General features: G+C 65.3%; 11 protein-coding genes. 7 read left to right on the top strand and 4 right to left on the bottom strand.

Annotation, left to right across the window (positions count from 1 at the left end):
- Nucleotides 1-125: 125 nt before the first annotated feature.
- The 4 genes from WCJ41_RS06465 to WCJ41_RS06450 are packed head-to-tail and all read right to left on the bottom strand — an operon-like array spanning nt 126 to nt 5344.
- Nucleotides 126-728 carry a sarcosine oxidase subunit gamma family protein gene (locus WCJ41_RS06465; RefSeq protein WP_336905022.1) on the bottom strand — a complete coding sequence of 201 codons (603 nt, stop codon included), beginning with the start codon at nt 726-728 and terminating at the stop codon, nt 126-128.
- Complete coding sequence (locus tag WCJ41_RS06460) at nt 721-3729, bottom strand: sarcosine oxidase subunit alpha family protein (RefSeq protein ID WP_336905021.1); 3009 nt, start codon at nt 3727-3729, stop codon at nt 721-723. Before WCJ41_RS06460 ends, WCJ41_RS06465 begins: the two co-directional genes overlap by 8 nt.
- Complete coding sequence (locus WCJ41_RS06455; RefSeq protein WP_336905020.1) at nt 3726-4079, bottom strand: sarcosine oxidase subunit delta; 354 nt, start codon at nt 4077-4079, stop codon at nt 3726-3728. Before WCJ41_RS06455 ends, WCJ41_RS06460 begins: the two co-directional genes overlap by 4 nt.
- Before the next feature lie 11 nt (nt 4080-4090).
- Nucleotides 4091-5344, bottom strand: a complete 1254-nt coding sequence (locus tag WCJ41_RS06450) for a sarcosine oxidase subunit beta family protein (RefSeq protein WP_336905019.1) — start codon at nt 5342-5344, stop codon at nt 4091-4093.
- 161 nt (nt 5345-5505) lie between these two features.
- On the opposite strand from WCJ41_RS06450, the gene ccmI reads away from it, so the two are divergent.
- From ccmI to WCJ41_RS06415, 7 genes are all read left to right on the top strand, one after another.
- A complete protein-coding gene (gene ccmI / locus WCJ41_RS06445) occupies nt 5506-6600 on the top strand; it encodes a c-type cytochrome biogenesis protein CcmI (protein WP_336905018.1) in 1095 nt (364 codons plus the stop codon).
- On the top strand, nt 6597-7055 hold the full coding sequence (gene ccmE / locus WCJ41_RS06440) for a cytochrome c maturation protein CcmE (RefSeq protein WP_336905017.1): 459 nt from the start codon (nt 6597-6599) through the stop codon (nt 7053-7055). The genes ccmI and ccmE overlap by 4 nt, the downstream gene beginning before the upstream one ends.
- Nucleotides 7052-9037: a heme lyase CcmF/NrfE family subunit gene (locus tag WCJ41_RS06435; RefSeq protein WP_336905016.1), complete on the top strand. Its 1986-nt coding sequence runs from the start codon at nt 7052-7054 to the stop codon at nt 9035-9037. Before ccmE ends, WCJ41_RS06435 begins: the two co-directional genes overlap by 4 nt.
- Entirely contained in the window at nt 9034-9480 is a 447-nt protein-coding gene (locus WCJ41_RS06430) for a cytochrome c-type biogenesis protein (RefSeq protein ID WP_336905015.1), read from the top strand. The genes WCJ41_RS06435 and WCJ41_RS06430 overlap by 4 nt, the downstream gene beginning before the upstream one ends.
- Before the next feature lie 99 nt (nt 9481-9579).
- Nucleotides 9580-11106: a Do family serine endopeptidase gene (locus WCJ41_RS06425; protein WP_336905014.1), complete on the top strand. Its 1527-nt coding sequence runs from the start codon at nt 9580-9582 to the stop codon at nt 11104-11106.
- Nucleotides 11107-11346: 240 nt separating this feature from the next.
- Complete coding sequence (locus tag WCJ41_RS06420) at nt 11347-12021, top strand: response regulator transcription factor (RefSeq protein ID WP_336905070.1); 675 nt, start codon at nt 11347-11349, stop codon at nt 12019-12021.
- The gene (locus WCJ41_RS06415) at nt 12018-13400 is read left to right on the top strand and encodes a HAMP domain-containing sensor histidine kinase (RefSeq protein WP_336905013.1); all 1383 of its coding nucleotides are present in this window, start codon (nt 12018-12020) and stop codon (nt 13398-13400) included. Before WCJ41_RS06420 ends, WCJ41_RS06415 begins: the two co-directional genes overlap by 4 nt.
- Nucleotides 13401-13481: the final 81 nt, after the last annotated feature.

Genomic DNA, 13481 nt, shown 5'->3' with positions numbered 1-13481 from the left:
TGTTGGGGAGTGCCAAAGAAAAATGGCCGGGTCAAGCCCGGCCATGACGAGGAAGAGGGGAAGCACCAAAAGAGGATGGCCGGGTCGAGCCCGGCCATAATGTGTGTTGCGCGTGTTTGTCGGTCCTAAGCCGGAACCTCTTGCGCGCCAAACAGCTTCAGCTTCGCAGGCGCCTTGGCCGTGGCGCAGAGGAAGTTCCAGGTGTAGTGCGCGTAGGAGCGGAACACGTAGATATCGAAGACATTGTCTTCCACCACATCGAGCAGTGCCGCGATTTCGGCGTAGCGCATGCGGCGGCAGCAGCCCTGCACGTATTCCTTGTCGAGCAGGTCGAGCGAGGTGCCCTTCATGATCACTTCGCGGCAGCCATCGCCCTCAAGGCGGATGATGGCGCGCATGTCGGAGACGTCGACCACCAGCGAGTGGATGCCATTGAGCGCATCACGCAAACTCGTCAGTAGTTCATGCGCACGTGCGCGTGAACTGAGGATCAGCCACTGATCGGTGGAGAGCCACAGCACCCTGACGTCACCCCAGGAGGCCGACGTGCGGGGCCTGGTGGGAACATCCACGCCGAGCGCACCCTTGGCGGCGGCCATGAAGGCCGGATCGCTGGTGAGGCCGCGCAGGTCGATCATGCCGCGGTCAGGGATCTCGCGGATCGAGATCGAGAGGCCCTGCGGCTCGGCAACGCCGGCGAGCGGCGAGTCAATGTAGAGCTCAGACATTCAGCTTGGCCCCTTCCTTGTCGTAGAAGACGGTGTCGGTGATCTTGGCGCGCACCACCTTGCCGCCCGGAAGCGGGAAGGAAATGGTCTCGCCCATGCGGGCGCGGCCGTTCTCGATCAGCGCCATGGCGATGGAGCGGCCGAGCGTGGGCGAGCGGTAGGAGGAGGTGACCTGGCCGATCATCTCCATCGGCGGCTTGTCCTTGACCTGTCGCACGGCATAGGCGCCGTCGGGCAGGACGTCGTTCGGGTCCTCGGTGAGGAGGCCCACGAGCTGCTTGCGATTGGGAGCCTTGAGATATTCCTGCTCCAGCGAGCGCTTGCCGAGGAAGTCCGCCTTCTTCTTGGAGACGAGTCCATCGAGGCCGACATCGATCGGCGTCGTGGTGCCGTCGGTTTCGTCGCCGACCACGATATAGCCCTTCTCGGCGCGCAGCACGTGGAGTGCTTCCGTGCCATAGGGTTCAAGGCCGAACTCGGCACCCGCCGCCACGATGTCCTTCCAAAGCCCGAGGCCAAGGTTGGACGGTGTCGCCACTTCGTAGGAAAGCTCGCCCGAGAAGGAGATGCGGTAGACGCGCACCGGCCAGGGGCCGAGCTTGCCCTCGACGAAGGACATGTGCGGCAGCGCTTCATGCGAGATGTCGAAGTTCGGATCGAGCTTCTGCACAACCTCGCGCGCCTTGGGGCCTGCGATGGCGAACTGCGACCAGTTCTCGGTGACGTTGGTGACGAACACCTTGTAGTGAGTCCACTCTGTCTGCAGCCACTCTTCCAGCCACGCCGAGATGCGATCCGCGCCGCCCGAGGTGGTGTGCATGAGGAAGTGGTCATCGGAGAGGCGCACGGTGACGCCGTCATCCGTGAGGAAGCCCAGCTCGTTCATCATCAGGCCGTAGCGGCACTTGCCGAGCTTCAGCGTCGAGAACATGTTGGTGTACATGCGGTCAAGGAACTCGGCCGCATCGGGGCCCTTGATCTCGATCTTGCCGAGCGTCGAGGCATCGAGGAGGCCCACCTTGTTGCGCACGGCGAGGATCTCGCGGTCGATGGACTGGTGATTGGTCTCGCCGTTCCGCGGGTAAGTATAGGCGCGGCGCCACTGGCCCACGGGCTCGAACACTGCACCATGGTCCACATGCCACTGGTAGATGGCAGTGCGGCGGATGGGCAGGAACAGGTCCTTGGTCAGCACGCCGGCGATGGAGCCGAAGGTGAACGGCGTGTAGGGCGGGCGGAAGGTGGTGATGCCAACTTCCGGGATCGTCTTGCCGCTGGCTTCGGCGATGACGCCGAGGCCGTTGATGTTCGACGTCTTGCCCTGGTCGGTGGCCATGCCGAAGGTGGTGTAGCGCTTGGTGTGCTCCACCGACTCGTAGCCCTCGCGCTGGGCGAGTTCGAGGTCGGCCGCCGTCACGTCATTCTGGTAGTCGATGAAGTGCTTGTTGCCTTCATTGTACTTGGCCGTCGCGGGCGCGAACCAGATCGGCTCAAGCGGGCGCTCGTCGGCCTGCACGGCATGAGGGACCGGATGCACGTTGCCGGAGCCAGCAAGCTTCGAGCCCGCGTGAACGGCTTCGGCCAAAATCTGCGACAGGCCGAAGGTGCCGTTGGCCGCACCGATTGCCACGATCTTGTCGTAGTGCTCCTTGGGGCGGAAGGCCTGCAGCTTGTCGTCGAAGTGGATCTTGCCGCCGTTGTGGCACCAGAGGTGAAGCGCCGGGTTCCAGCCGCCGGACATGGCGACGAAATCGGCCTCGGCCTTCGCTTCCTTGATCACCCGGCCCTGGCCCTTGCGGTAGGAGGCGATCTTGACATCGGTGATGTTGAGGCCGCCCCAGCTGGTGTTGACAGCCGAGATGACGGAACCGGTGTCTACGGACACGCCCATCTCACGCGCCTTGTTGGGCAGCGCCCCTTCGGCACGGCCGCGGCTGTCGACGACGCGAACGCCGACGCCTGCACCTTTAAGCACGATGGCCGTCTGGTAGGCGTCGTCATTGTTGGTGAAGACCACGCCGTTGGAGCCCGGTGCCACGCCATAGCGCTCCACCATGCCACGCGCTGCGGATGCGAGCATCACGCCCGGACGATCATTGTTGGCGAATGCGATGGGACGTTCGATGGAGCCCGTGGCGAGGATCACCTGTGTGCTGCGCACCTTCCACAGGCGATGGCGCGGCACGCCTTGGCTGAGGAGGGCCGGATCATGATCCGCCACGCGCTCGAACAGCATGACGAAGTTGTGGTGCCAGTGGCCGACCACGGTGGTGCGGTTCAGCACATGCACGTTCTCGGCGGCATAAAGCTTGGCGCCGGTGGCAGCCGACCAGTCGGTGAGCGACTGGCCGTCGATGGCGCCACCGGAAATGTCGGCAAGGCCGCCCAGCTGCGGGTTCTCGTCGGCTATGATGACCTTGGCGCCGTTGGCCGCTGCGGCCTCAGCCGCGGCGAGGCCGGCAACGCCGCCGCCGATCACCAGCACGTCGCAATGGACGTGGACTTGTTCGTAAGTGTCCGGGTCGCGGCCTTCCGGCGCTTTCCCCAAGCCCGCGGCACGGCGGATGAAGGGCTCGTAGACGTGCTTCCAGAACGACTGCGGCCACATGAAGGTCTTGTAGTAGAAGCCGCCGGGCAGGACGCGCGAGAACTCGTTGTTGATCGCACCGATATCCCAGTTCAGCGACGGCCAGCGGTTCTGAGATACCGCAGCCATGCCGCTGAAGATCTCGATCTGGGTCGCGCGCAGGTTCGGCTCATGGCGCGCACCCTGGCCCACGCCGATGAGCGCGTTCATTTCTTCCGAGCCGAGGCCCACCACGCCGCGTGGTCGATGATACTTGAAGCTGCGGCCGAACACGCGCTGGCCAGACGCCAGCACGGCGGAGGCGACGGTGTCGCCCTGGAAACCGGTGACGCTCTTGCCGTCGAAGGTGAAGGAGACTTTCTTCGAACGGTCGACGAAGCGCCCGCCGGTCGAAAGACGATATGGCTTGCTCATGCCTTGTGCTCCGACTTCAGGCGATTGGCGAAGTACTCGGCCCACTGGCCCTTGGCCTGGGCGATCACGTCGGCGGGCGGCAGCTCGCTGATGCCGTAGAAGGCCTTGAACTCCATGGTCACCGTGTCACGCGCAGCGTGGAACCACTTGCCGCAGCCGCGGTCGCAGCGCCAGCGCTCGAAATGCAGGCCCTTGGGGTTGATGCGGATGAACAGGTAGTTGCGCTGCTCCTCGTCCGTCACGTGTGCCGGATCATGGGTTGCGGGGCGACGGATATGGGCCTGGCCACCGGCGTGGAAATCCGTCTCGTCACCTTCGGCGCCGCAGACGGGACAATTGACGACTAGCATCTCTGATCCTCCTAGTGGGCGACCGCGGCTGCGACGGATTCGTCGATCAGGCGGCCTTCCTGGAAGCGGTTGAGGCCGAAGGGCTCGGCGATGGGGTGGGGCCGGTCATTGGCGATGGTATCGGCGAAGACCCAGCCCGAACCCGGAATTGCCTTGAAGCCGCCCGTGCCCCAGCCGCAGTTGACGTAGAGCCCGTCGACCGGCGTCTTGGAGATGATCGGCGAACGGTCGCCCGTCATGTCGACGATGCCGCCCCACAGGCGCAGCATGCGCAGCCGCGAGATGATGGGGAAGGTTTCGACAAGCGCCGCCACCGTGTGCTCGAGGGCGGGGAAGGAGCCGCGCTGCGAATAGTTGTTGTAGGGGTCGGTGCCGCCGCCGATGACGAGCTCACCCTTGTCGGACTGGCTCATGTAGCCGTGCACCGTGTTGGCCATGACCACGCAGTCGATGACCGGCTTGATCGGCTCTGACACCAGCGCCTGAAGGCACTGGCTCTCGATCGGCATGCGCACGCCCGCCATGTCCATGACGGTGGAGACGTTGCCGGCGGTCACGACGCCAATCTTCTTGGTCTTGATCACGCCCTTGGTGGTCTCGAGGCCGACGACCTTGCCGCCCTCGCGCTGGATGCCGGTGACTTCGCAGTTCTGGATGATGTCGACGCCCATGGCGTCCGCCCCGCGGGCATAGCCCCAGGCCACCGCGTCATGGCGGCCCGTGCCGCCACGCGGCTGGTAATAGGCGCCGAGGATGGGGTAGCGGCAGTTCGGATCGTCGTTGATGATCGGCACGATCTCCTTCACCTCCGCCGGCGTCACCATGCGGCAGTCCAGCCCGGCGAGGCGGTTGGCATGTGCTGTCCGCTGGAAGGCGCGGAACTCGTGCTGCGTCTGGCACAACATGAGAACGCCGCGGGGGGAGAACATCACGTTGTAGTTCAGGTCCTGCGACAGGTCCTCGTAGAGCGAGCGGGCAAGCTCATAGATGGCGATTGAGGGGTCCTGGAGGTAGTTCGAGCGGATGATCGTCGTGTTGCGGCCGGTGTTGCCGCCGCCCAGCCAGCCCTTCTCGACGACCGCGATGTTGGTCATCTTGTGATTCTTGGCGAGGTAATAGGCGGTGGCCAGGCCGTGGCCGCCGGCGCCGACGATGACGGCGTCATATTCCTTCTTCGGGGCGGGCGAGCGCCATGCGCGCTCCCAGTCCTTGTGGTAATTCATCGCGTTGCGGGCGAGCGAAAAGATGGAATAGCGCGGCTTCATGGGTGAATTCCTTGCAACTGGGCCGTTTTCTAACGCAACCGCTGTGGCCGAACAAAGGCTTTTCCGACGCCCACGGGCCGCCGTGCGACAATGCGACCGGTAATTGCCGCAAGGGGATGAATTGCTTTAATAGGCCTTAAGGGAATATCTCATGGATCAACATGATCTGGATCGTTTTTGCGGCCATGACCGCCGCCGTGCTCGGCGCGCTTCTGTGGCCAGTCGTCAAATCCAAGCCCGCCGAGAGCGTGGCCGAGCGCAATGCCTATGACCGGGCGGTGTTCCGCGACCAGCTGGCCGAACTCGACCGTGACGTCGAGCGCGGCACCATTGGCCAGGCCGAAGCGGACGCGGCGCGCAACGAAATCTCGCGCCGCCTGATCGCCGCGGCCCAGGAGCCGGGGCGAAAGCCGGTTTCGAGCTTCGCCTGGATGGCGATTGCCGCCACGCTGATCGTGCCCGCCGTGGCACTGCCGCTCTACCGCAAGGCCGGCAATCCGCAGCTTCCCGACGTGCCGCATGCCTGGCGCATGGAGAATGCCGAGAAGAACGGCGACATGGACGCGCTGATGGCCAAGGTGGAGCAGCATCTCGAGGCCAACCCGGACGACCTGCAGGGCTGGCAGATCCTCGCCCCCGCCTATCGCCGGGATCAGCGCTGGCAGGACGCGGCGGAGGCCTATCGCAACATCGTGCGCCTGTCGCCGCCTGACGCCGCCAACATCTCGGATTATGCGGAAGCAATGGTTATGGGCAACCAGGGCATGGTGCCCGCCCCGGCGCACGTGCTGTTCCAGCAGGCCCTCAAGCTCGATCCCAAGTTCCCCAAGGCGCGCTTCTATGATGCCCTCGCCCTAAAGCAGGAAGGCAAGACGGACGAGGCCAAGGCCGCTTTCGACGCTTTCCTGAAGGACACGCCCGCCGATGCGCCGTGGCGGCCCATGCTGCTGGCGGAAATGCAGGACACCAAGGCCAAGCCTCCGGCGCTTGACCAGCAGACCATGGCCGACGCCTCCAACATGTCAGCCGGCGACCAGCAGGCGATGATCCGTTCCATGGTCGATGGCCTCGACCAGAAACTTGCCGCAAATCCGGATAATCTTGACGGCTGGCTGCGGCTGATCCGCGCCCGCACCGTGCTGGGTGATACGGACAAGGCCAGGGCCGCGTACAAGAAGGCGCTGGAAACCTTCAGCGGCAGCCAGGACGCGCTGGCGCAGATCGGGGCGCTGGGCAAGGAAATGAACCTCGAATGACACGCAAGCAGAAGCGCCTTTCCCTGATCCTCGGTGGCCTCGCCGTCATCGGCCTGGCCGCAGGGCTTGTGCTCTACGCGCTGTCCGACACCATCACCTTCTTCCACACGCCGAGCGACCTCGCCGACACCCATGTGCAGGTTGGCCAACGGATCCGGCTGGGCGGCATGGTGGAGAATGGCAGCCTGAAGAAGGGACCCGGAACGGTAACGAGCTTCGGCGTGACCGACACCATCAAGACCGTGACGGTGAGCTATGACGGCATCCTGCCCGACCTGTTCCGCGAGGGGCAGGGCGTGGTGACGGAGGGCAAGATGCAGCCCGACGGCACTTTCATCGCCGACACGGTGCTGGCCAAGCATGACGAGAACTACATGCCGCGCGAACTCGCCGAAAGCCTGAAGGCCAAGGGCGTGAAACTGGGCAAGGGTGCCGAAGAGGGAACACCGCAATGATCTCCGTCGCCGAGGTTGGACATTTCGCATTGATCCTCGCCGTTGGCGTGGCGCTCTACCAGTTCGTGGTGCCGCTGTGGGGCGCCCAGCGGGGCGACGTTGCGGCGATGCGCTCCGGCATCTCGGCGGCAATCCTGCAGCTGGTGCTGATCGCCATCGCCTTCGCGGCGCTGACGCACGCCTATGTGACCTCCGACTTCTCGGTGCTGAACGTCGTCGAGAACTCGCACTCCGCCAAGCCCATGCTCTACAAGATCAGCGGCGTGTGGGGAAACCATGAAGGCTCCATGCTGCTGTGGGTGTTGATCCTGGCGCTTTATGGCGCGGCGGTTGCGCTGTTCGGGCAGAACCTGCCGCTTGAACTCAGGGCCCGCGTGCTGGCCATCCAGGGCTCGATCGGCCTCGCCTTCCTGCTGTTCATCGTGATGACGTCGAATCCCTTTATCCGCGTCGACCCGCCGCCGATCGAAGGCAACGGCCTGAACCCGATCCTGCAGGACCCGGCCCTGGCCTTCCATCCGCCCTTCCTCTATGCGGGCTATGTCGGCCTCTCCATCGCCTTTGCCTTCGCGGTCGCCGCCCTCATCGAGGGCCGGGTGGATGCCGCCTGGGCGCGCTGGGTCCGGCCATGGACGCTGGTGGCCTGGATGTTCCTCACCGTCGGCATCGCCATGGGCTCGTGGTGGTCGTATTATGAACTCGGCTGGGGCGGCTACTGGTTCTGGGACCCGGTGGAAAACGCCAGCCTCATGCCGTGGCTGGTCGCCACCGCGCTCATCCATTCCGCCGTGGTGGTCGAAAAGCGCAATGCGCTGAAGATCTGGACGGTGCTGCTGTCGATCCTCGCCTTCTCGCTGTCGCTTGTCGGCACCTTCCTGGTTCGTTCGGGCGTCTTGACCTCGGTTCATGCCTTCGCGGTTGACCCGCAGCGCGGCGCCTTCATCCTGATGATCCTCTGCGTCTTCATCGGTGGCTCGCTGGCGCTCTTCGCCTGGCGGGCACCGCAGCTCAAAGCCGGTGGCCTGTTCGCGCCGGTGAGCCGGGAGGGGAGCCTCGTTCTCAACAACCTGCTGCTCTGCGTCGCCTGCCTCGCGGTGTTCGTCGGCACGCTCTATCCGCTGGCGCTCGAAACGCTGACGGGTGACAAGATCTCGGTCGGCCCGCCGTACTTCGACCTGACCTTCGGCCCCATCGTGCTGCCGCTCCTGCTGCTCGTGCCGCTCGGCGCCTTCCTCGCGTGGAAGCGCGGTGACGTGGGCCTCGCCATCAAGCGGCTGTGGGTGGCCCTTGTGTTGGCACTGCTCGTCGGCGTGATCGTCTTCGCGCTCAATGTGAAGGGCCCGTGGCTCGCCCCCGTCGGCATGGCGATTGCCGCCTGGCTCGTCTTCGGCGCCATTGCCGATGTCGCGGCCAAGGTGGCGCTGTTCAAGGTGCCGCTGGCCACCAGCTGGCATCGGCTGGCCGGCCTGCCGCGCTCCGCCATCGGCACGGCGGTGGCGCATGCGGGCGTGGGGATTCTCGTGGCCGGCGTCATCGCCATCTCGCTGTGGCGCATCGAGGTGATCGTGGCGCTGAAGCCGGGCGAGTCGACCCCTGTCGGCAAATACAACGTCACCTTCCAGGGCGAAGGGCCGCTGACCGGGGCCAACTACACCGGCAAGGTCGGAACCTTCCTGCTGAAGGAGGGCGACCGCGAGCTCGCCACGCTGCGCTCCGAAAAGCGCATCTTCAAGCCATCCGGCATGCCCACCACCGAAGTGGGCCTTTACCAGACCTGGCACGGCGACGTTTACGTGGTGATGGGCGACGAGACGACCGGCGGGGCGCGTGCCATGCGCATGTATTACAATCCCTTCGTCAACTTCATCTGGCTGGGCTCGGTGGTGATGTTCCTCGGCGGGCTGCTGTCGATCTCGGACAGGCGCTATCGCGTGGGTGCCCCGAAGCGTGCGGCCCAGCCCCGTGCGGTGGCGGCGGAATGAGGAAGCTCCTCGCCATACTGGCTTTCCTCGTTGCGGTGTCGCCGGCATTCGCGCTCACCCCCGACGAGCAGCTGAAGGACCCGGCCCTCGAAACCCGCGCCCGGGTGATTTCGGCCCAGCTGCGCTGCCTCGTCTGCCAGAACCAGTCGATCGATGATTCCGAAGCACCCCTCGCCAAGGACCTGCGCACGCTGGTGCGCGAGCAGATCTCGGCGGGCAAGACGAATGATCAGGTGCTGGACTATGTGGTCGAGCGTTACGGCCAGTACGTGCTGCTGAAGCCGCGCTTCGAGCCCGAGACGCTGATTCTCTGGGGCACGCCCTTCGCGGTGCTGCTGATCGCCGGAGCGGCGATGATCCTGCGCCGGAAGCGGGCCAGCGTGGTGCCCGAGACGCCGCTTTCCGAGGCCGAGAAGCGCGCTCTTGAACGGGCCATGCAATAGCCTTGGGTCTGCCGCAAGACTTACCGAAGTTTCATCCTCCGGACAGGTCACCGTAAGGAGCGAACACCTAGCTTGGGTTCATCGAAACAACAGAACTCGATGGAGACCAAGGAAATGTCCTCGCCCAAGAACAAGACGCTCGGTGCCTTCGCCGCCGGCCTGATGGCCGCCACGGCCCTCGTCGCCACCGTGTCCGTTCTCCCCTCCACCCCTGCCGTCGCGCAGAACCAGCTGCATGCGGCCGCCATTGACCCGTCCAAGGGCTTTGCCGACCTCGTCGACCAGGTCATGCCTGCCGTCGTCAGCGTGCAGGTGAAGTATGCCAATGTCGCCGCCTCGGAAGATGGCCAGGCCCAGGGCGGCAAGCAGATGCCGGGCGGCATGGAAGACTTCTTCAAGCAGTTCCCGCAGTTCAAGAACATGCCGGGCATGGGCCAGGGCCAGGGTCAGGGCGACCAGGGCGGCGAGGGTGAAGACTCTCACCCGAACGGCGGCATGGCGATGGGCTCCGGCTTCATCATCTCGGCTGACGGTTACGCGGTGACCAACAACCACGTCGTCAAGGACGCCGACCAGGTGTCGGTGACCATGAAGGACGGCACCGAATACAAGGCCGAAGTGATCGGCACCGATCCCAAGACCGACCTCGCGCTGATCAAGATCGACGGCAAGGACAAGAAGTTCGACTACGTCGCCTTCACCAAGGATGAGCCGCGCGTCGGCGACTGGGTGATGGCGGTGGGCAACCCCTTCGGCCTCGGCGGCACGGTCACCACCGGCATCGTCTCGGCACTTGGCCGCGACATCGGCTCTGGCCCCTATGACAACTTCATGCAGATCGACGCCGCCATCAACCGCGGCAACTCGGGCGGCCCCGCCTTCAACCTCGAAGGCGAAGTCGTCGGCATCAACACTGCGATCTTCTCTCCCTCGGGCGGCTCGGTTGGCATCGGCTTCGCCATCCCGGCGTCGACGGCGCAGAACGTCATCGAGAGCCTGAAGGAGAACGGCAAGGTCACCCGCGGCTGGCTTGGTGTTCAGATCCAGCCGGTGACGGAAGACATCGCCGAGAGCCTGGGCCTCAAGGACGCCAAGGGCGCCATCGTCGCCGACGTGACCGAGGACTCGCCCGCGCTTGCCGCTGGTGTGAAGCAGGGTGACACCATCCTGAAGATCGACGGCAAGGACGTCTCCGACTCGCGTGACCTGTCGCGCCGGGTTGCGGGCATCAAGCCGGGCGATGCGGTTCCGCTCACCATCGTCCGCGATGGCAAGACCATGGACATCGAGGTCAAGATCGGCACCATGCCGGACGATCCGAAGATGGCGTCGAAGGACGGCAAGGAAGACGGCGAGAAGTCCGTCTCGCTCGCCAACCTCGGCCTCAAGGTTTCTCCCGCCCAGGACGGCGCCGGCGTGACCGTGACGGAAGTGGCTCCGGGCAGTGCCGCGGCCGACCTCGGCCTCAAGGCCGGTGACACCATCCTCGAAGTGGCCGGCACCGAGGTGCACGCTCCGTCGGATGTGCGCGCCGCGCTGAAGGCCAACGACAAGAAGAAGGTCCTGATGCTCGTCAAGACCGACGAAGGCCAGCGCTTCATCGCGCTGCCGACCGCCAAGGGCTAACGCGCATTCCGGCCAGGCGGCAACGCCTGGCCGGCCAGACCCAGCGCAGACAGGCCCCACGGCAGAGGGCACGCGGACAACGCCCCAACCCCCCGCTCCGCGTCTCGCGTGCCTTTACCGCGGAGGAGGGTGGTCCCCCCCGGACCTCCTCCTCCGCGCCCCCCTTTTCACCGGAGATGGAACATGCAAGTTAGTGAGCACGATTCCCACGTCTGGACAGCAAGCCCCGCCCGCAAAGCCATGCGCATCCTAGTCATCGAAGACGACCGTGAAGCCGCCAGCTGGCTGGTGAAGGGCCTGGCCGAGGCCGGGCACATTGCCGACCACGCCGCCGACGGCGAGGAAGGCCTGGGCCTGGCGCTCGAAGCCGTGCATGACGTGCTGATCGTCGACCGCATGCTGCCCAAGATCGACGGGCTCACCATCATCCGCAAGCTCCGCGAACACAACATCCAGACCCCGGTGCTGATCCTCTCGGCGCTGGCCGATGTGGATGAACGCGTCAAGGGCCTGCGCGCCGGCGGCGACGACTATCTCGGCAAGCCCTATGCCTTTGCCGAACTCATCGCCCGCGTCGAGAACCTCGGCCACCGCGCCAAGGAGGCCCCGCAGGCGACGAAGCTGAAGGCCGCCGATCTCGAGATCGACCTTCTCACCCGCACCGTGACGCGCGCCGGCAAGCCCGTCCTGCTGCAGCCGCGCGAGTTCAAGCTGCTCGAATACCTCGTGCGCAACGCCGGCCACATCGTCACCCGCACCATGCTGCTCGAAAACGTGTGGGACTATCACTTCGACCCGCAAACCAACGTGATCGACGTGCACATCTCGCGTTTGCGCGCCAAGATCGACAAGGGCCATGACGAGCCCATCCTACAGACCGTGCGCGGAGCGGGCTACATGATCCGCGACAAGTGACGGTCCGGGCCAAGCTCCTTCGCACGTCGACCTTCCGCCTCGCGGCGCTCTACCTGATTCTGTTCGCGGTCTCGGTCGCGGCCCTGCTTGGCTACGTCTACTGGAACACCGCGGTGCTGCTGCAGGAGCAGACGGACTATACCATCCAGGCGGAGGTGCAGGCGCTCTCCGACCAGTACCAGCTGCGTGGGCTCAGCGGCATCCTCGACACCGTGCAGCGGCGCAGCGCGGATGATACGGGTGCCGTCTATCTGCTGGCCGCACCGGCAGGCCAGCGCATCGCCGGCAATCTCGATGATCTGCCGGTCGTGCCGAATGGCGACGCCAAGTGGATCGAGTTTCCGCTGACCGTGCAGAATGGCGCCGCGCGCGAGAACCACGTGGCGCGCGCCTTCTTCACTGACCTGCCGGGCGGCTTCAAGCTGGTCGTTGGCCGCGACGTGCAATCGCTCCGGCAATTTGCCACCATCATCCGCCAGACGATCTATTATGCGCTGGCCATCGCATTGGTTCTGGGCCTGGGCGGCGGCCTTCTCATGAGCCGCAACTTCCTGCGCCGCGTTGATGCCATCACCGAGGCGAGTCACTCCATCATGGCCGGCAACATGTCCGGCCGCATGCCGGTGACGGGCTCGGGCGACGAGCTCGACCGCCTTGCGCTGGCGCTGAACGAGATGCTGGAACAGATCGAGAGCCTGATGGGCGCCATGAAGGAGGTCTCCTCCAACGTCGCGCATGACCTGAAGACGCCCTTGACCCGCATCAAGGCCCGCGTCGAGGCCGCACTGCGCTCAGGCTCCGAGGCCGAATATCGTGCCGCACTCGAGAACACGGTGGATGAGTCCGACCGCCTGCTCGACACCTTCAACGCACTGCTGTCGATTGCCCGTGCCGAGGCCGGCCAGGCGCGGAGCGGCCTCGTCGACGTTGACGTCGCCGAACTCATCGCCGACGTCGCCGAGCTCTACGAGCCCATGGCGGAAGACGAGGGCGGCACCCTCACCGCCAGCGCGGCCCCGGGCCTTGCCGTGCAGGGCGACCGCCAGCTGCTCGCCCAGGCCCTCACCAACCTGCTCGACAACGCCCTGAAATATGGCGCGCGTGACGGCGAGAAGCCCGAGATCACGGTGACCGGAACCCTCGAGGACGACAAGGTGGTGATCACCGTCGCCGATCACGGCGCGGGCATCCCGTTGGAAGACCGCGGCCGCGTCACCGAACGCTTCGTCCGCCTCGACCAGAGCCGCAGCAAGCCCGGAAATGGGCTTGGGCTCAGCCTCGTCTCCGGTGTCATGAAGCTCCACAAGGGCACGCTGGCACTTGAAGACAACGCGCCGGGGCTGAAGGCCAGGCTGGTGCTGCCGGTGTGGCGCGCGTAAGACTTCGATCGACTTAGACACGGGACTGCGCCGAGGAAGGTCTTTCCCGCCCGCTCACCATCCGGGCCATAGTCGAAGCTC

It is taken from the genome of Aestuariivirga sp. (assembly GCF_037139295.1).
Taxonomy (GTDB): Bacteria; Pseudomonadota; Alphaproteobacteria; order Rhizobiales; family Aestuariivirgaceae; genus Aestuariivirga.
The sequence above is the reverse complement of the archived record's forward strand: the minus strand, read 5'-3'. Positions and strand labels throughout refer to the sequence as shown.